Genomic DNA, 19,747 nt, shown 5'->3' with positions numbered 1-19,747 from the left:
ACCCAGGTTTTTGCATCAATGCCATGACTTTGCACAGATGCCCTACATCAGGAAAGTCATGGCAGTTTTCCTCACCCCCCAGCCCCTCTCCCGCTGGGCGAGGGGAGCGACGGAAGTTGCGATGCCGCCCTGCCCTGCGATAGCTCGGAATGCAAAGCGCGTAACACGAAGCGCGAAAGACTCAATCCACCGGCGTGAGCTTGGCAATGGCAAGCGCCAGCCATTTGACGCCGTGGCGCGTAAACGAGACCTGGGCGTGCCCGGCTTGGGGGTCGAGGCGCAGTACCTCGCCTTCGCCAAAGTGGTTATGGAACACCTTTTGCCCGACGCGCAGCCCTGCCTCGTCCTGCGCAGGCCGTTGCGCCGTGGGTGCCACAGGCTGGCGCGATGAAGCCATGGGCGCCGACGGCGAGGCAGCCTTGCGCGCAGTGATCCAGCGCACCGCGTGTTCGGGTAGCTCATCCAGAAAACGGCTGCGCAGGTTGTAGCGCGTCTGCCCATGGAGCATCCGCGTTTGCGCGTGGCTCAGCACCAGGCGGGAACGGGCGCGGGTGATCGCCACGTACATCAGGCGCCGTTCTTCTTCCAGCCCAGCGCGGTCGGACAGCGCGTTGTCGTGGGGGAACAGCCCTTCCTCCAGCCCAGTCAGGAATACGGCATCAAATTCCAGCCCCTTGCTGGAATGCACCGTCATCAACTGCACCCCTTCCTGCGCGGACTGCGCGGTGTTGTCCCCGGCTTCCAACGCAGCTTGCGTCAGAAAAAGCGCAAGCACCGACGGTTCCTCGCTGCTTAGGTCGGTATGCACGATGGGATCCAGCCCTTCCGCCGCCGCAAAGCCTTCCGCAGCGTGTACCAATTCCTCCAGATTCGCCACGCGGTCTGCGCCTTCGCGGTCATTGCGGTAGTGCTCCAGCACCCCGCTGCGGTCGAGCACCCGTTCCACCACCTGCCCCAGACGCAGCCCCTGGACTGTGGAACGCATCTCGTGCAGGCTATCGACAAAGGTCTGGACGATGCGCCCGGGCCGTCCATCAAGGGCCGACGCAGCGTCGCTGAGCGCGCAACCACGCGACTGCGCCACGTCCTGCAATTGTTCGAGGGTACGCAACCCGATACCGCGCGGGGGGAAGTTCACCACGCGCAAAAAACTCGTGTCGTCGTGCGGGTTTTCGATCAGCCGCAGGTAGGCCAGCGCGTTCTTGATTTCGGCCCGGTCGAAGAAGCGCAGCCCCCCATACACCCGATAGGAAATCCCCACTTGCACCAGCGCGGATTCGATCACCCGGCTCTGCGCGTTGGATCGGTAGAGCACAGCGATTTCCCGCAAGGGCCAGCCTCCGTCGGCCAGATGGCGAATCTCCTCGACGATCCACGCAGCTTCGATGAAGTCGCCGGAATGCTGTCCATTAGGGGTGGCCTCGAAAACACGCACCATTTCGCCAGTGCCCTGCGACGTGCGCAGGTTCTTGCCTAGCCGCTCCCGGTTGTGGCCGATGAGCGCGTTGGCGCAATCCAGGATATGGCTGCCGCTGCGGTAGTTTTCTTCGAGCTTGATATGGTGTTGCACGCCAAATTCGCGAACGAAGTCGAACATATTGCCCACCCGTGCGCCACGAAAGGCATAGATGCTCTGGTCGTCGTCCCCCACGGCGAGGATGCATCCGCCACTGGACTCTCCTCCCGGCGCGCCGACGAGCATCTTGATCCACTCGTACTGCAAGCGGTTCGTATCCTGAAATTCGTCGATGAGCACGTGGGCAAAGCGCCTGCGGTAGTGTTCCCGCACGGACGCATGGTCACGCAACAGCTCATAGCTGCGCAGAATCAGCTCGCCAAAGTCGACCACTCCCTCGCGTTGGCATTGCTCTTCATAGAGCCGGTAGACCTCCAGCTTCTTGCGGGTATCCAGATCCTTCGCAGGGACGGCCTCGGGGCGCAGCCCGTCTTCCTTGTTGGCGGAAATGAAGCCTTGCAGCACCTTGGGAGCGTAGCGCTCGGTATCGACACCGAACTGCTTGCACAACCGTTTGATGGCGGAAAGCTGATCTTGCACATCCAGCACCTGGAACCCCGCCGGCAAATGGGCCAACGTGTGGTGCGCACGCAGAAAACGGTTGCACAACCCATGGAACGTGCCGATCCACATCCCCTGCACCCGCAAGGAGAGCATGGCCGATAGGCGCGCAACCATTTCCCGCGCAGCCTTGTTGGTGAAGGTAACGGCAAGCACGCCGCTGGAGCTAATTTGCCCCGTTTGCAGCAGCCAGGCGATCCGCGTCGTCAGCACTCGCGTCTTGCCGGACCCCGCTCCCGCCAGCACCAAAGCATGCTCTGCGGGCAGCGTCACGGCAGCAAGCTGCTCGACGTTCAGATTGGCCAACAGAGGGGAATCCGACAGATTGCTCTGGTGCTCCCCCCCCTCTGTGGCAGTGGGAAAAGCGGAGGGATCGAAAGGGGATGTATGCATCACAGGATTGTAGAAATCGCCCCCCATTTCCCCGAAAACGCCCCCGGAAAACGCCGAAAAACGCACCGATAGAATGCCCGCGCACCCCATCCGGGGCCGCCCTGCACCCCGCGCACATGGATATCTTTGACTACGACAACATCCTGCTGCTACCACGCAAATGCTGTGTGGACAGCCGCAGCGAGTGCGATGCAAGCATCGCCTTCGGCCCCCGGCGCTTTCGCATCCCCGTCGTCCCATCGAACATGAAGACGGTAATCGACGAACGGTTGTCAATCTGGCTCGCCAACCAGGGATATTTCTACGTGATGCATCGCTTCGACTGCGACACCGTCGCCTTCGTTCGCACCATGCACTCCTTGGGGCTGTACGCCTCGATTTCGCTGGGGGTCAAGCCTGCGGACTGCCAGACGGTCGAGCAACTCGCCGCAGAAGGGCTGATCCCGCAGTACACGACGATCGACATCGCCCATGGCCATGCAGACAGCGTGCGGTCGATGATCGACCACCTGCGCAAACACCTGCCGGGAACATTTCTGATCGCTGGCAACGTCGCCACGCCCGAAGCCGTCATCGACCTCGAAACCTGGGGCGCGGACGCCACGAAGGTCGGCGTGGGGCCAGGCAAGGTATGCATCACCCGGCTCAAAACAGGCTTTGGCACAGGTGGATGGCAGCTCAGCGCGGTGAAATGGTGCGCACGGGTGGCCACCAAGCCCATCGTTGCCGACGGCGGCATCCGTGGGCACGGGGACATCGCCAAGTCGATCCGCTTCGGGGCATCCATGGTGATGGTCGGCTCGTTACTGGCTGGGCACCACGAATCGCCGGGGCGCACAGTAGACGTCGACGGGGTAGCGCACAAGGAGTACTACGGCTCCGCCAGCGACTTCAACAAAGGCGAACGCCGCCACGTCGAAGGCCGACGCATCCTCGAACCGATCAAGGGGCACCTGGCCGACACACTGTCGGAGATGGAAGAAGACCTGCAAAGCGCCATCAGCTATGCCGGCGGCCGCACCTTGCTGGACATCCGCAAGGCCAACTACGTCATCCTCGGCGGCCAAAACGCCAGCCGGCATTTGCTGATGTAAGAGGATGTTGGCCGTTCCCCCTGCGGGCATGGGTGGGTTACAAGTCTTTCCCGCCATGGATGCCCCAAGGGGCCGTTTCGGAGCGCTTTGCTAGAATTTCTGGCTAGTCTCGCATTGCGAGGTAGCGTGGGGTTCTTAGCTCAGTTGGTAGAGCAGCGGACTCTTAATCCGTAGGTCGAGAGTTCGAGCCTCTCAGAACCCACCAGCCCACCCGCTTGGTCAATGCAACGCCTGCATTGCAATAGGCATCATCACCACGAATGCCATGTGGCGATTCCTATACAAAACCAGCCCTATCACAAAAAACCCAGGCTGTTTCCCCCGGTTGTTTTTCCCCGTGAAAAAAAGCCTGTGCCAACTGGCGGGGCGGGGCCTGCACCAGTAGGCAGGAATTCGCAGCCAACAAAAAAATAAGCCGTGAGAGCAAAAACCCTCACGGCTCAATAATTGGCTGATTTTTATGGTGCCCAGGAAGGGACTCGAACCCCCACGATGTTACTCGCTAGTACCTGAAACTAGTGCGTCTACCAATTCCGCCACCTGGGCCCCGAGCAACAAAGGAAATTCTATCAAAGGCTTTATTCCACCCCATTCTTCTCTCCATTCCGCCCCGACTGCCTTGCCCAAAATTGTTTCATCCAAAACCAAAACCGCTTTTTCCAAGATAGCTTCATCCACAAACATGGCAGATAACACGGCAGATGGCGTTGTCCACGGGCACCGCAGCGGCCACGGCTTCGTGGTACGCGACGACGGTGGCGCGGATATTTACCTTTCCCCCCTGGAAATGCGCGCCGTACTGCATCTCGACCGGGTGCGCGTTTCCATCGTTCAGGAGCAAAACGCCCACCGTGGACACCGTGGCCAGCGTAATCACCGCATCCAAGGCCGCGTGTTGCAATTGCTGGAGCGGGCTTCGGGCAACATCCTGGGGCGCCTGGTTTGCGAAGAAAAACAGTGGCGGGTGTTACCCCAAAACGGACGCCATGGCACCACGATTGCGGTCGATGGCAAGGGCTTGAATGCCTCGCACATCAACCAGATCGTCGTCGTCGAACCCATCCCGGCAGCACAGATTGGCGGCTTGCCCTGTGGAGCGATCCGCGAATTCCTGGGCCCTGCCGACTCCGCTGCGACGGTGATCGAAGTCACCGCCCGCAAATACGCCCTACCCCGCTCCTTCTCCGCCCCGTGCCTGGCCATGGCGCGCTCGCTGCCGAATCATGTCCGCGCCATCGACCGCCGTGGGCGGGTCGACCTGACCGGGCTGCCGTTGGTGACGATCGACGGGGAAGATGCCCGCGACTTCGACGACGCCGTCTACTGCGCCCCCATCGCCCAGCAAGGCGATATCCCGGGGGGATGGCGGCTGATCGTGGCCATCGCAGACGTCGGCCACTACGTGCCCTGCGGTTCCGACATCGACCTCGACGCCTACGAGCGTGCGACGAGCGTCTACTTCCCCGGCAGAGTGTTGCCCATGCTGCCCGAATCCCTGTCGCAAGGGCTGTGTTCGCTCAACCCGGATGTGCTGCGGCTGTGCCTGGCGTGCGATATGCACATTGGCCCCGAAGGCGACATCGTGTCGTACCGCTTCGATCCCGGCGTGCTGCGCAGCCATGCCCGGTTGACGTACGACGAGGCCAACGCCCTGCTGCACGATCCATCCATCGCAAGCGCCAACGCATCGGCCCATGCGCCGACGCATACACCGGCCCACACACCGGCTCATACTGATCGCATACAGGACTTGCGCCATCTGCACGATGTCTACCAAGCCTTGCTGCGCGCACGGCAGCAGCGCGGGGCGATGGATCTCGACACCGTCGAAACCTACGTGCTCTGCGATGCCGAAGGCCGGGTCGAACGCATCGTTCCACGCCAACGCAACGATGCGCACCGCATGATCGAAGAAGCCATGCTCGCAGCCAACGTATGCAGCGCCGACCTGCTGCGCCGCAACGGCCACCACGCGCTCTACCGCGTACACGCCGCCCCCACCGAAGAAAAACTCGAGACGCTGCGCCTCTACCTCGGCGCGCTCGGCGTGGAGGCATCGCTCGGGCCACAGCCGAAGCCTGCCGACTTTCAGCGCATCGCCCTGGCCACGCGGGATCGTCCCGATGTCTTGCAAATCCACACGATGTTGCTCCGGTCGATGCAGCAAGCCATGTACACCCCCAGCAACGCCGGGCACTTCGGGCTGGCCTACGAGGCCTACGCGCACTTCACCAGCCCGATTCGCCGTTACCCCGACTTGCTGGTACACCGGGTGATCCGCGCCATCCTGCAACGCAAGCGCTACCCGCTGCGCCCGCTGCCGATGCCGGATGCATCGCCTACGGGTTCCCCTGCCTTGTCAGCGCTCTTTGCGCTCTTGCGCAAAAAATCCTCGAAGGAGTTGGAACGCTGGCAGGCAGCAGGGGTGCATTGCAGCGCGAGGGAACGCCGCGCCGACGAAGCCGCCCGCGAAGTCGACTCCTGGATGAAATGCAGCTACCTGCAACGCCACGTGGGGGACGTATTCCACGGCACCATCAGCGCCGTGACGGCTTTCGGGCTGTTTGTCACCCTGGAACCCCTGTACATCGACGGCTTGCTGCACATCTCTGCCCTGTCTGGCGAATACTATGCCTTCGACGAAGAGCGCAGAGAACTGCGCGGCACCCGCAGTGGCAAGCGCTATACCGCAGGCCAGCGCGTGACGGTACAGGTGGCGCGCATCGACCCTGACGAACGACGCATTGACCTGGGATGGCCAACCACAGCACGCGGTACGCCTGCGATGTAGGGAGCGCAGAAGGGTGCGAAGGAGGGTGCAAAAGCGCCGTATTTCCTGAAAAATGGCGTTGCTAGAATGGTTCGTTCCCATCCTGCAACGCTGGTTTGGGGCTATTTGCTCCACCCCTCGCTACCCACGCTAACCGGCAGGCTGAACTGTGACTGTGCACATTACTTTTTTCGAGGGGGGCAGCGCCCTCAGCGCCTTTCGGGTGCAGCGGCTTTTGCCCGGAATTCGCGCCATTTGTGCAGACGTCGAGAAAATCGCCGGGCGCTACGTTCACCTCGTCGCCACGCACGGGGACCTGCCCGCAGCCTTGCAGGAGCGCCTTTCTGCCTTGCTGGATTCCGGCACTCCCTATGCCGGGCCTTCCGGCGGCCCAGCCGATGCGTGCATGGTCACCATCGCGCCCAGAATCGGCACCATTTCCCCCTGGTCTTCCAAAGCGACCGACATTGCGCGCAACTGCGGATTGAACGTCCATCGCATCGAACGGGTGGTGCAATACCGCCTGCTGCTGCGCCAGGGCGCCAACGTACCGATCCGCGCAGTGCTGCTGCAAATCGCAGAACTGTTGCACGACCGGATGACCGAAAGCGTCCTGCTCGCGCAAGACGAGCTCCATGCCCTGTTCCAGGAGCTACCACCACGCGCCGTCGAACACATCGACATCCTCAAGGAGGGCCGGGCCGCACTGGTTGCGGCCAACACCCGGCTTGGCTTGGCCCTGTCTGCCGACGAGATCGAATACCTGCTGATGGCGTTCACCCACATGCAGCGCAACCCCACGGACGTCGAGCTGATGATGTTCGCGCAGGCCAATAGCGAACACTGCCGTCACAAGATCTTCAATGCACTGTTCACGATCGACGGGGCTACGCAGCCGCACAGCCTCTTCGACATGATCCGCCACACGCACCAGATCAACCCGCAACACATGCTGGTGGCGTACTCGGACAACGCCGCCGTCATGGTCGGCAGCCAGGTGGAACGCCTCGTCGCACGCACGGCGCAGAGCAACGTCAACAAGGTTGGGGTGGCGAGCTACCAAAAGCGCAGGGAAATCCAGCACGTCCTGATGAAAGTGGAGACGCACAACCACCCTACTGCCGTCTCCCCCTTCGCGGGCGCGGCAACCGGGGTAGGCGGCGAGATTCGCGACGAAGGCGCCACGGGGCGCGGCGCCAAATCCAAGGCAGGGCTGTGCGGGTTCACCGTCTCCAAAATCCAATGGGATGGTTCCGACGGCGAATTCGGCAAGCCCGCGCACTTGGCCAGCCCCTTGCAGATCATGCTCGACGGGCCACTCGGCGCTGCCGCCTTCGGCAACGAATTCGGCCGTCCCAACCTACTGGGGTACTTTCGGGAATACGAACAGGGCATCCACTTCCGCTTGTCCGATGCCTTGGGCGATGGGGGGATGTACTTCGAGCAGCGCGGCTACCACAAGCCGATCATGCTCGCCGGGGGGATCGGTTCGATTGATGCCAGCCAGAAGCACAAGGTGCCTTTCCCGTCAGGCAGTCTGCTCGTCGTACTCGGCGGGCCTGCGATGCGTATTGGCCTCGGCGGCGGCGCCGCCAGTTCGCTGACTGCGGGCAGCAACGCCGCGCACCTGGATTTCGATTCCGTCCAACGCGGCAACCCCGAAATGCAGCGGCGTGCGCAGGAAGTCATCAATCAGTGCTGGCAACTCGGCAAGGATGGCAGCCCAATCTTGTCGATCCACGACGTAGGCGCCGGAGGGCTGAGTAATGCCTTGCCCGAGCTGTGTAACGAAGCCGGGCGCGGCGCACGCTTCGACCTCGGCGCCATACCGCTCGAAGAAACGGGGATGTCCCCGATGGAGATCTGGTGCAACGAAAGCCAGGAGCGCTACGTGCTGGCCATTGCGCCCAAATCGCTGCATTTCTTCCGAGCGCTGTGCGAGCGCGAGCGCTGCCCTTTTGCAGTCGTCGGGGTAGCCAGCGATGAAAAAAACCTGATCGTCTCGACCGAAGGGGATCACAACGCAGGCATCGACTACGTACACCTGCCTTTGAGCGTGCTGCTGGGCAAGCCGCCCAAGATGCATCGCGATATCAATACCATCGTCCGCATCTTTCCTCCGGTCAGTCTTGCCGGGGTGAGCTTGCAGCAGGCGGTTCACGATGTATTGGCCCACCCCACGGTAGGTTGCAAACGCTTTTTGGTGACGATTACCGACCGTACCGTTGGCGGGTTGAGCCACCGCGACCCCATGGTCGGCCCTTGGCAAGTGCCGGTAGCAGACTGTGCCGTGACCTTGGCGGACTTTGCCGGGTTTTCCGGCGAGGCCATGGCGCTGGGCGAACGGTCCCCGCTGGCCACAGTCGATGCCCCCGCTTCCGGGCGCATGGCGCTGGGCGAGGCCATCACGAACCTGCTGGCCGCTCCGATCCACCTCGACAGGGTCAAACTCTCCGCCAACTGGATGGCCGCCTGCGGCGAGCTTGGCGAAGACGCCGCCCTCTTCGAAACCGTCAAAGCCGTGGCGCTGGAGTTGTGCCCCGTGCTGGGCATCTCGATCCCCGTCGGCAAGGATTCCCTGTCGATGCGCACCCAATGGGTCGAGCCGGATGTCACGCTAGGTGGCCCGGGCATTCCCAAAAAGGTTGTTTCCCCCGTCTCGCTGGTCGTGACGGCATTCGCCACGCTCAGCGACGTGCGCGGCACCCTCACCCCGCAGCTCAAGGCCACGGACGACACCTCGCTGATCCTCGTCGATCTGGGACGAGGCCAAAACCGCATGGGCGGGAGCGTGCTGGCACAAACCCTCGGGCAGCTCGGCAACGCCACGCCGAATGTCGATCACCCTCGCGACCTCGTCAACCTCGTCAAGTGCATCAACGCCCTGCGCGCCAAAGGGCAAATCCTGGCCTACCACGATCGCAGCGACGGCGGCCTCTTCGCCTGCTGTTGCGAAATGGCCTTCGCTGGTCACGTGGGCGTGGCCATCCACATCGATACCCTCGTCCCTGACGCGGGTTCCGAGCCTCGCACCGACCCCATCCCCATCGTGCCGATGGATTGCGGGCGAGACGAAGCCATTCTGCGCGCCCTGTTCAACGAGGAATTGGGCGTGGTGCTGCAAGTGCGCACCTCGGATCGCAGCGCGGTGATGCAAACCTTGCGCCTGTATGGCTTTGGATTGCACAGCCACCACATCGGCAAGACCCGACCCGCCAACACGGGGGTGCCCACGGGGGTCGGCGAAATTCAAGTCTGGCGGGACGCCAAGCTCCTGTTCAGCGCCAAGCTCCAGGAACTCCAGCAGCTTTGGGATACGACGAGCTGGAAGATATGCCGCCTGCGCGACAACCCCGCCTGCGCCGATGCCGAACACGCCAGCGTGGGCAAGATGGCCGACCCCGGTCTGCACACGCATATCGTCTTGGCGGAAACAGCAGCTCCGATTGCAGCTTCTAGTACAGCTCCCACCACCGCTCCCGCAACAACCCACATCGCGGCTCCCACCGTAGCGCTGGCGCGCCCCAAAGTGGCTGTGCTGCGCGAGCAGGGCGTCAACTCGCACATCGAGATGGCCTACGCTTTCACCGAAGCCGGGTTCGATGCGTTCGACGTCCACATGAGCGACTTGCTCGCCGCACGCTGCAAGCTCTCCGACTTCCAAGGCCTCGTTGCCTGCGGCGGGTTCAGCTACGGTGACACCCTCGGCGCCGGAGTCGGTTGGGCCAGGTCGATCACATTCCACAAAAACCTGTTCGACCTCTTTTCCGCGTTTTTTGCGCGCAGCGATACCTTCGGGCTTGGGGTGTGCAACGGCTGCCAGATGTTCGCCGAGCTGAGCACGATCATCCCCGGCGCCCAAGATTGGCCCCGCTTCACGACAAACATCAGCGAGCGCTTCGAGTCGCGCCTGTGCATGGTCGAAGTGTTGCCCTCCCCCTCGATCTTCTTCACGGGAATGGCAGGCACGCGCATGCCGATCCCAGTCGCGCACGGCGAAGGCTACGCCGACTTTGGCCGTGCGGGCAACCCTGAGAAGGTGCTTGGTGCACTGCGCTACACGGACCACTACGGCGCGCCCACCGAAGCCTACCCCTTCAACCCCAACGGCAGTCCCGGCGGGCTGACGGGCGTGACCACCCCCGACGGGCGCTTCACAGTCATGATGCCGCACCCCGAGCGTGCTTTCCGCGCCCTGCAACTGAGCTGGACGGATCTCGATCTCTCCGGCTTCACCCCCTGGATGCAGCTCTGGCGCAATGCCCGTGCGTGGTTGGGTTGAACCGAACCTAGCTGCCTTGCGCACGGTACCCATGCTGTACGTATTGACCCTTTCTTGCCACGATCGGCGGGGATTGGTCCATGCAGTGTCCGGTTTTCTGCTGGAACGCGGCGGAAATATCGAAGAAGCCGCGCAGTACAACGACCCCAACACCGGGTTGTTTTTCATGCGCGTGCAGTTCTCGTGCGAAGGAATCGGGTTCGAGGCACTGCAAGCACAGCTTGATGCTTTCGCCCTTCCCTTCCAGATGCAATGGGCATTGCATGACCCCGCGCAACCCACGCGCACGGTGCTCTTCGTCAGCAAGGAAGGGCACTGCCTCAATGACCTGCTCTTTCGCTGGAAGACCGCGCAGCTCCCCATCGATGTGCGCGCAATCGTCTCGAACCACCGGGAATTCGAGGCGCTGGCAGCCAGCTACGGAGTGCCCTTTCACCACATCCCCGTCTTGGCGGGGAACAAGCCCGAAGCCGAAGCCCGGCAACTCGACGTGCTACGCGCCCAGCGTGCGGAACTGGTGGTGCTGGCGCGCTACATGCAGATCCTCAGCAATGACTTCTGCCAGCAACTCTGTGGCAGGGCCATCAACATCCACCACTCGTTTTTACCGAGCTTCAAGGGCGCCAAGCCCTACCACCAGGCGCACGACCGGGGAGTCAAGCTCATCGGCGCGACCGCGCACTACGTCACTGCGGATCTGGATGAAGGCCCCATCATCGAGCAGGATGTCGTCCGCGTCGACCACAGCCACACCGTAGCCGACCTCACCAGCCTGGGCCGCGACACCGAAAGCCACGTCCTGGCCCGCGCCGTGCGCTGGCACTGCGAACACCGCGTGCTACGCAACGGGCACAAGACCGTCATCTTCCGTTCATAGGCAGGGTGTCAGCGTGCTTGGCGCAAACATCGACCAAGGCTCCAAGCTTCCCTTCGCGTTGTAGGAACGACTACGGGTCCTATTCGTGTGCTGGAGTGCTATTCCGCCACGCCGCGCTCATACCATCCCTTGGTGCCATTGACCACGCGCACGACGAGGAGCATGACCGGTACCTCAATGAGCACGCCGACGACCGTGGCCAGCGCCGCGCCGGAAGCAAAGCCAAAGAGGCTGATGGCCGTGGCGACGGCCAGCTCGAAAAAGTTCGATGCGCCGATCAGCGCAGAAGGCCCGGCGATGCAGTGGCGCTCCCCCACCAGGTAGTTCAGGCCATACGCCAGCGCCGCGTTGCTCAACACCTGCACGAGGATCGGCGCAGCCAACAAAGCGATGATCAGAGGCTGGCGAACGATGGCATCCCCCTGAAAGGCGAAGAGCAGCACCAGCGTCGCCAGCAACGCGACCATCGACAACGTCCCCACCTGATTCATGACGGCATCGAAAACGGCATCCCCCCGCGCCAGCAACCCCTTGCGCCAAATTTGGGCCAGCACGACGGGAACGACGATGTACAGCAGCACGGAAACAAGCAGCGTGTCCCACGGGACGGTGATTGCAGCCACGCCTAGCAGCCCCGCAACGAGCGGCGCAAAAGCGATGACCATGATGCTGTCGTTGAGAGCAACCTGGGTCAGCGTGAAGAGCGGATCTCCGTTCGTCAGCCGACTCCAGACAAACACCATCGCCGTACACGGCGCTGCGGCAAGCAGGATCAGCCCGGCGATGTAGCTGTCTACCTCCTGCGCAGGCAGCCATGGCGCGAACCACTGGCGCAAGAACAACCAGGCCAAAAACGCCATCGAAAACGGCTTGACCAGCCAATTGACGAAGAGCGTGACGCCCATCCCCCGCAGATGCTGACGCACCTGGTGCAGCGCACCGAAGTCCACCTTCGCCAACATCGGGATGATCATCACCCAAATCAGCACCCCCACGGGCAGGTTGACCCGTGCCACCTCGGCCCGCCCAATCGCCTGAAACACTTCCGGGAAAGCCTGGCCGAAGGCAATCCCCACAACGATGCATCCCAATACCCACAGGGTGAGATACCGCTCAAACACCCCCATGGGCGCGCCTTGCTGGGGCGAATGGCCCCCTTCACATAGGACAGACATGGTTTTTCCTCGCACTGAACATGGACGAATGGAACATTGCCGTGCATCGAATCCCTGTGAGGCCGTGCGCCCACTCAACCGCCCAGGGTCCCGATCCGATCCAGCTCCGCCTGAAAGCGGGGGCGATCACCGGCCAAGTCGGCCAAGGGCAACGCAAGAAAGGCTTCGATGCGCGAGCGCAGCGTGCGGTAAGCCTGGTAGAACGCGGCATCGATCTCCGCGTCGGTGCCTGTCGCATGGGCTGGGTCGTCCACGCCCCAATGCGCACGCAGCACAGGTCCCAGGTAGGCGGGGCAGGTTTCCCCCGCAGCGTTGGCGCAGACGGTGATGACCAAGTCCGGCGTGGTGGGCAGGTTGTCCCAGGACTTGCTGGCGTATCCAGCAGTGGCGATGCCTTCGCGCTCCAGCAATGCCAGGGAACGTGGATGCACTGCGCCCGTGGGGCGACTGCCCGCGCTCATCGCCTTCCAGCCTGCGGGGGCGAGATGATTGAAGGTGGCTTCGGCCAGGATCGAACGGCAGGAATTGCCGGTACACAGAAACAAAATGTTCATGGTTCTTGGGAAGAAGAGGTATAGGAAGAGGAATGGGAAGGAAGAGAGGCTGGGAGTGAGGGGAACTGCCCTGACTTTCACGATGCAGGGCGTCTGCGCAAAGTCATGGCAATTGTTCTCACAGGTTGCCTACCCCCGTCCCTGCCGCACCTCCTCCAGCGCAGCCCAGATGCGATACCGCTCTTGCGCTTCGGCAGTGCGGCCCAGGTCGCGCAGCAGGATGCAACTGTTTTTGAGGGCCGACGTATTGCGGGGTTCGAGGGCAAGCACCTGCTCGTAGCTTTGCAAGGCTTCTTCTTTGCGGCCGCGTTGCGCCAAGGCAAAGCCGTGGGCAAACCACAAGGGGGCGTAAGGGGGCTTGCTGCGAGCGACGGCCTGGGTCAGAAATTCCAGCGCGGCGTCCTGGTTCCCGTATTGCAGCAGCAAGGTAGCCATGGCGTACAGCGCCAGTGGGCTGCCGGAGTTGCGTTGCAGGCATTGGGCGATGAGGGCACGCGCTTCTTCAATGCGGCCTGTGTCCCGCAACGTTACCGATTGCTGTAGCAGCAGATGTTCCTCGCTGGCTGCAGATACAGGCTGGGCGCGACGGCGGTCATGCAGGTCCTCGAACAAGGCTTCGAGATTGCGGCAGTAGCGCGTAGTGTCGAAGAGGGGGTGCGTGCGCCGGTTGGCCTCCAGCGTTGCCTTCCACTGGGCAAGCAGTACGGGGTCACGCGCCAATTGCAGCGCCAGGGCCTCGTACTCTTCCAGCGAGTAGGTAACGGCCTGCGGCAGCCCGATGGCATGCAGCAAACTGGCCGCCACCCGCGAGGGGAAGGCATTGCCCATCACAGTCAGCACTGGCACGCCGACGTACAGCGCGTCAGCCGTCGTGGTGTGGGCGTTATAGGGGGATGTGTCCAGAAAGATGCCCGCTTGCCGGTACCGCGCCAGATGGTCTTCCAGCGCGGGAACCCGCGTGGCAAAAATCAGCCTGTCGGGGTCGATGCCGCGTTCTTGTGCTTCCCGGCGCAAGTGGGTGACGCAGGTTTCCAGCCTCGTCATCAGCCATAGCACGCTGCCGGGCACTTGGTGGAGCAAGCGCATCCATACGTCGAATACCGGCGGGGCGATCTTGTGGTCGTGGCTGAACGAGCAAAACACGAACCCTTCTTCCGGCAGGCCGCATTCCGCACGGGTGGGCGTGCGGTCGGCAACGACCAGGCTTCCATCGGTGGGCAAGTAGGCGTCGGGCAGGTACACCACCTCTTCGTCGTAAAACTGGCGGTGCTCCGGGGGAATGACATGGCGGTCGGCGATGAGGTAGTCGAGGAACCGCACGCCGATCGTCCCCGGGTAGCCCAGAAAGTTCACCTGCACCGGCGCTGGCCGGTGCGCCAAGGCGGGCGACCCCGTTCCCCGCGTGTACCCCGCCAGGTCTACGGCGATGTCCACTTCCAGCTCGCGCATCTTCATCGCGATGTCGCGCATTTCCAGCTTTTGTACGTTGTGGAATTGGTCGAAAGCCTTGACGAGCCGGGCGCGACGTTCGCTTTTGTCGTTGTCGAACATCGAGATGGCGATGACCTCGAAGCGGGACCGATCATGCCGTTCGACCACCCCGGCCATAAGCTGCCCTACCGGGTGATTGCCAAAGTCCGGCGACACGTAGGCAATGCGGATGCGGTCGTGCTGGTAGCGCTCCCCACGCCAGATTGGCGCGGGGGTCGGAGGAAAGAGGAAATCCGCATACGTGCGGGCGCACATCTGGTGCTCGCGCGCTTCGCCGGACATCACCATGATCGGGAATGGGCTGCACGCGGGCTTGCCAGCCAGCACCGCCTCACGCACGCGGCGGGTGAGGGGGCCATAGTCCCGCCAGTCGCAGATGTGCAGCCGTTGGTATGCCATCCTGCCGATGGCGTTGCGGTAGTCAGGGTCTATCGCGACCAGCCGCTCCAGATATTGCACGGCCTTGACGAGGTCGTCGTCGTTGATCGATTCGGAGTGGATCACCGCGACGTTGGAGAGCGCCACCGGGTCTTCGCGCATCGCCAGGATGCGCGCAAAGCGCCCCAGCGCATCTTTGGGGCGGTGCAATTCCAGCAGTAGCGCGGCGCTGTCGTTGAGCGCCTCGAAGTACTGGGGATCGAGAGCCAGAGCGCGGTCGAAGTCGGCATTCGCTTCTTCCCGGCGCAGGAGCCTGACAAGAGCCTTGGCGCGGGCATACCAGAGCTTGGCGACTTGCGGGGCGGCCCGCACGGCGCGGTCGTACCAAGTGAAAGCAGCCTGGGGGTCGCGGGAGACTTCGAGCGTTCCCAGCGAATACAACGTCCAGGGGTTGCGGGGATTGCGCGCCAGGCTTTCCTGAAAGTGGCGGATCGCTGCGGCGATGTCACCGCGCTCCTGTGCCGCGATACCGTGTTGCAGCAACAGGTTGGAAGCAGCCAGGTCGGCAGCCGACACGGTGGAAAGCAGCCCTTGCCCTGCTCCTACTGCGGGGGAAGATTTGCGGGGTTGCTGCGAATGTGGGGGGCGTTTTTTCTTGCCACCCTGCTTGTTGGCCATGACCTGCCTCCATGCTGGCGAGTGTTGTGGAGCTTGTGTAGGCGCACCGGAACACCAGGACATCGGGATGTTGCCTTCGCCGCTCCCTGCGCCCCTAGGGTTTCGTTGCGCTCACCGTCGCATATTCCCCAGGCTGCGCATCCACTGGGCCATTCCCACGCCCTTCATCTTCTTCATCATGGTCTGCACTTGCTCAAATTCCTTGAGCATGCGGTTGACCTCATGCACCTGCACGCCAGCCCCTGCGGCGATGCGCCGCTTGCGGTGGGCCTTGATCAGCTCGGGCTGGCTGCGCTCCTTCGGCGTCATGCTATGGATGATGCCGATCTTGCGGCGCACGCCCTTCTCCACGTGCGCCATGTTGGCGCCTTCCACTTTCTGCGCCAATGCAGTGGGCAGCTTGTCCATCAGGCTGGATAGGCCGCCCATCTTTTGCATCTGCAAGAGTTGTTCCAGAAAGTCGTTGAGGTCGAACTGCCCGCCCCCCTTGACCTTGGTGACCAATTTCTGCGCGGCTGCGACGTCGATGCCCGAAGACACCTGCTCGACGAGCGCAACGATGTCGCCCATTCCCAGAACGCGCCCGGCGTGGCGCTCTGCGTCGAAGACTTCCAACCCGTCGATCTTCTCGCTGGTTCCCGCGAACTTGATCGGCGCGCCGGTGACGTGGCGTACAGAAAGCGCCGCACCCCCGCGCGAATCGCCGTCGGTCTTGGTCAGCACGATGCCCGTCAAGGGCAGGGCTTCCCTGAACGCCTTGGCAGTGTGGATGGCGTCCTGCCCTTGCATCGCATCGACGACGAACAGGGTTTCCACCGGTTGCAATACGGCGTGCAGGGCAGCGATTTCGCGCATCAGCGCTTCGTCGATGGCCAAGCGCCCGGCGGTATCGACGATCAGTACGTCGGCAAGGCTGCGGCGAGCGTATTCCAGCGCGGCGCGGGCGATGTCGATCGGCTGTTGCTCCGGCGTGCTGGGGAACCATTCAGCCTGGGCCTGGGCGGTGACGGTGCGCAACTGTTCGATGGCGGCGGGGCGGTACACGTCGGCAGAGACGGTCAACACCTTCTTGCGCCGTTTTTCGAGCAAATGCCGTGCGAGCTTGGCCACGGTCGTCGTCTTGCCCGAGCCTTGCAACCCTGCCATCAGAATCACCGCCGGGGGCTGGGTGGCCAGGTTGAGATCGGCTACGCCCTCGCCCATCACAGCGGCCAGTTCCTTGTGTACCACCCCCACCAGCGCCTGACCGGGAGTGAGCGAACCCAGCACCTCCTGCCCCAATGCCTTGTCTTTGACGCGGGCCAGAAATTCGCGCACGACGGGCAACGCCACGTCTGCCTCCAGCAGCGCCATGCGCACCTCGCGCAGCATGTCGGAAACATTCTCCTCGGTGATGCGCGTTTGCCCGCGCAGTTCCTTGACGAGCCGGGAGAGCTTATCGGTGAGTGTGGATGCCATGGGATCGACGAAAAAAAAGCCCTCGACAACAAAGAACGGGGCCTAGAACCATTGTAGGAGGGGCGGAATGGACAAACGGCCACCTTGCTAGCATCCTGGCCTCCAACCCACTACCCTTGCCGCCATGCGCATTCTTTGGTTTGCTTTGATCGTGTTCCTGGTGCTCTGGATCGTCGCGCCCGGCCTGTTTCATAAAGCCTTGCGCCGCTCGGAAAAAACGGCGCCCCCCCCACCAACGCCGACCACACCACAGCCGACCACGGATGTCGTCGCCTGCGCCTTTTGCCATCTGCATATTCCCACTGCCAGCGCCATTTCTGGGCGCAAGGGCGTGTACTGCTGCGAGGCACACCGCAACGAGGCGGAAGGCTCGTAGCCCCCCCCCACAGGAGCATGGCGCTGACTACCGCAACCGCCGCCGCCCTCGACCACCCCCCCACCGAACGCACCGCGCTGGACAAGCTGGCCGAGTTCGACCGGCTCTGGCGCGGGTTCATGACCGCACGCGCGACGCTGGGGGGGGTATTGCTGTTCTCGCATGTAGGGCTATACGTGATGCGGGACACACGCAACCCTTGGCTAATGGGCATTTGCGCTGCCTATTTCGCTGCAGCGCTGGCCGTGCGCGTGCTCTCCAGCGCAAAGCGTCTGCGCAAGCGCTTCGATTTCTATTGGCTACGTACCGTGGGCATCGACCTGTTGGCGTTTTCTGCGCTGCAAGTCATCCACGGCTCCACCGTCACCAGCGTCAACTACACGCCGCTCTTTGCGCTACCGGTATTGATGGCCGCCGTACTTGGCCCGCTGCGCACGGCCATGGCCACCGCCGCCAGCGTCACCATTCTGCTATTTGCCTACGCGGGATGGCTGTGTTGGCAAGGGCCGCAGCCCGTCACTTCCCTCCTGCTGCAAACCGCGCTGGCGGGAACGGGCAGCTTCGTCGTCTCGTTCATCGCCAGCGAAATGGCTTCGCAACTCGCCATCGTCGAACGCAGCGCCGAACGCAGTCAGCTCGCCGCCGCAGCGCAGCGCAGGGTCAACGAACTGGTAATTGAGGCGCTCACCGAAGGGGTGATCGTCGTCGACGTGCAGCACTTCGTCCGTTCTGCCAACCCCGCCGCCTACGTCTTGCTGGGGATACCGGAACCACAACGCCGCGTTCCTATCGATCTTGCGCAGCGCCCGGGCTGGAGCGCGTTGCGCAAGCTCGTCGTCGCCAGCTTCCAAGGCCATTGCGCGGGAGGGGAAGACCTCGACATCGACCATGCAGGGCAAGGCGTGCGCAGGCTGCGCGTTCGTTCGCAGATTACCGCCCCGCTTGACCCCGGCTCGCGCGGGCTGTGCGTGGTGTTCATGCAGGATCAGCGCGAAATCCAGGCGCGGCTACGCACCGAAAAACTTGCCAGCATGGGGCGAATGTCCGCCGCCGTCGCGCACGAGATTCGCAATCCGCTGGCGGCCATCGTGCAGGCCAACGCCCTGCTAGCCGAAGACCTGCACCAGGGAATGCACCGGCGTCTGACACAGATGATCGAGCAAAACGCCCAGCGGCTGGAACGCATCGTCCATGACATCCTCCACCTCGCGCAGACCCCTGCGGGAGAGGAAGGCAGTTGCACCCAAACCGTGGAGCTATACACCGCCATCGACCGCATCGGCAACGACTGGCAAACGCAGCACGGGCTGGGGCAACGGCTGCGCGTCAGCCTCGGCACGCCGGGCGCTTTCGTCGGATTCGACCCAGAGCACCTGCGCCGCATCCTCGTCAATCTGCTTGATAACGCCAAGCGCTATGCCAGCGAGCGGGAAGGCGCCATTCAGGTCGATGTCTTAACCACGCCCGGCACCGGCGACAAGGGTGACGATGGAGTCGGGAATAAAACCTGTAATGAAGTCAGCAAGGGAATCGACGATAGGCTGACCGTGCGGGTATGGAGCGACAGCGGCCCGCTTGACCCTTCCGTCGAACAGCACCTGTTCGAGCCGTTCTTTTCTTCCGAAAGCCGGTCCAGCGGGCTGGGCCTGTTCATTTGCAGGGAGCTGTGTACACGCCACGGTGCAACCATCGCCTACGAACGCACCACCCGCGTAGTACACGATGCAGCGATCCAGGGCAACGAGTTCCGCATCTGCCTATGCACCCGGAACAGGTCCGCGACGCAGCACAAGCTGGACCCTGCTGCACCGCCCGCTACACCTGCATGTTCATGATGTCGGTGTATGCCTGCACCATGCGATTGCGCACGTGCAGCGTGGCCTGAAAGCCGATTTGCGCTTTTTGCATGGACACCATCGTTTCTTCCAAACTGACATTGGGGTTTTCAAATTGCACTTCCCGCTGTAGCTTGGCGGATTGGTTTTGCGCTGCGCTGACGGACTGCAAGGCGTCCTTGAACGCCACGCCAAAGCCTGTGCCTGGAGCGCCCTGCGTTGCGGCGCCACCGCGTGCGACCTGCGCAGCGCCAGCCATATTCCCCGCCAAATTCGGGCGCACCATGGCGGGGGAGTTTCCGAGTTTGA

General features: G+C 62.8%; 12 protein-coding genes and 2 tRNA genes. 7 read left to right on the top strand and 7 right to left on the bottom strand.

All coding sequences use genetic code 11. The annotated features are described in order from the left end of the window. Positions 1–181 precede the first annotated feature (181 nt). Complete coding sequence (locus tag CENROD_RS10465) at positions 182–2,470, bottom strand: ATP-dependent helicase (protein ID WP_081699958.1); 2,289 nt, start codon at positions 2,468–2,470, stop codon at positions 182–184. Positions 2,471–2,586: 116 nt separating this feature from the next. On the opposite strand from CENROD_RS10465, the gene CENROD_RS10460 reads away from it, so the two are divergent. Beyond that, positions 2,587–3,564, top strand: a complete 978-nt coding sequence (locus tag CENROD_RS10460) for a GMP reductase (RefSeq protein WP_022775929.1) — start codon at positions 2,587–2,589, stop codon at positions 3,562–3,564. Positions 3,565–3,693: 129 nt separating this feature from the next. Next, positions 3,694–3,769 (top strand) — tRNA-Lys (locus CENROD_RS10455). Positions 3,770–4,025: 256 nt separating this feature from the next. Here CENROD_RS10455 and CENROD_RS10450 read toward each other — a convergent pair. Further along, positions 4,026–4,110 (bottom strand) — tRNA-Leu (locus tag CENROD_RS10450). Positions 4,111–4,246: 136 nt separating this feature from the next. Here CENROD_RS10450 and CENROD_RS10445 point away from each other — a divergent pair. The 3 genes from CENROD_RS10445 (at position 4,247) to purU (ending at position 11,493) form a co-directional block, all read left to right on the top strand. Next, positions 4,247–6,355: a ribonuclease R family protein gene (locus tag CENROD_RS10445; protein WP_022775926.1), complete on the top strand. Its 2,109-nt coding sequence runs from the start codon at positions 4,247–4,249 to the stop codon at positions 6,353–6,355. 148 nt (positions 6,356–6,503) lie between these two features. After that, complete coding sequence (purL, locus tag CENROD_RS10440; protein WP_022775922.1) at positions 6,504–10,616, top strand: phosphoribosylformylglycinamidine synthase; 4,113 nt, start codon at positions 6,504–6,506, stop codon at positions 10,614–10,616. A gap of 31 nt (positions 10,617–10,647) precedes the next feature. After that, a complete protein-coding gene (purU, locus tag CENROD_RS10435; RefSeq protein ID WP_041194631.1) occupies positions 10,648–11,493 on the top strand; it encodes a formyltetrahydrofolate deformylase in 846 nt (281 codons plus the stop codon). Between the two features lie 98 nt (positions 11,494–11,591). Here purU and arsB read toward each other — a convergent pair whose 3' ends face one another. The 4 genes from arsB to ffh form a co-directional block, all read right to left on the bottom strand. After that, on the bottom strand, positions 11,592–12,668 hold the full coding sequence (gene arsB, locus CENROD_RS10430; protein ID WP_022775916.1) for an ACR3 family arsenite efflux transporter: 1,077 nt from the start codon (positions 12,666–12,668) through the stop codon (positions 11,592–11,594). Positions 12,669–12,742: 74 nt separating this feature from the next. After that, entirely contained in the window at positions 12,743–13,222 is a 480-nt protein-coding gene (locus CENROD_RS10425; protein ID WP_022775913.1) for an arsenate reductase ArsC, read from the bottom strand. Positions 13,223–13,351: 129 nt separating this feature from the next. Continuing rightward, entirely contained in the window at positions 13,352–15,769 is a 2,418-nt protein-coding gene (locus tag CENROD_RS10420) for an O-linked N-acetylglucosamine transferase family protein (RefSeq protein ID WP_022775910.1), read from the bottom strand. A 111-nt stretch (positions 15,770–15,880) separates the two neighbouring features. Beyond that, complete coding sequence (gene ffh / locus CENROD_RS10410) at positions 15,881–17,227, bottom strand: signal recognition particle protein (protein ID WP_022775908.1); 1,347 nt, start codon at positions 17,225–17,227, stop codon at positions 15,881–15,883. A 124-nt stretch (positions 17,228–17,351) separates the two neighbouring features. On the opposite strand from ffh, the gene CENROD_RS10405 reads away from it, so the two are divergent. Continuing rightward, complete coding sequence (locus CENROD_RS10405) at positions 17,352–17,603, top strand: PP0621 family protein (RefSeq protein WP_022775906.1); 252 nt, start codon at positions 17,352–17,354, stop codon at positions 17,601–17,603. A 17-nt stretch (positions 17,604–17,620) separates the two neighbouring features. Next, a complete protein-coding gene (locus tag CENROD_RS10400) occupies positions 17,621–19,438 on the top strand; it encodes a sensor histidine kinase (RefSeq protein ID WP_022775904.1) in 1,818 nt (605 codons plus the stop codon). Here the strand turns inward: CENROD_RS10400 and fliE are convergent. Further along, positions 19,419–19,697 (bottom strand): flagellar hook-basal body complex protein FliE, encoded by a 279-nt coding sequence (gene fliE, locus CENROD_RS10395; RefSeq protein ID WP_238551857.1) that lies wholly within the window; start codon positions 19,695–19,697, stop codon positions 19,419–19,421. The two genes, CENROD_RS10400 and fliE, sit on opposite strands and share 20 nt — an antisense overlap. Positions 19,698–19,747: the final 50 nt, after the last annotated feature.

Origin of the sequence: Candidatus Symbiobacter mobilis CR, from assembly GCF_000477435.1 — a bacterium.
Taxonomy (GTDB): Bacteria; Pseudomonadota; Gammaproteobacteria; order Burkholderiales; family Burkholderiaceae_C; genus Rhodoferax; species Rhodoferax mobilis.
Note: the sequence above shows the minus strand (reverse complement) of the source record. Positions and strands in the feature narration are given on the sequence as shown.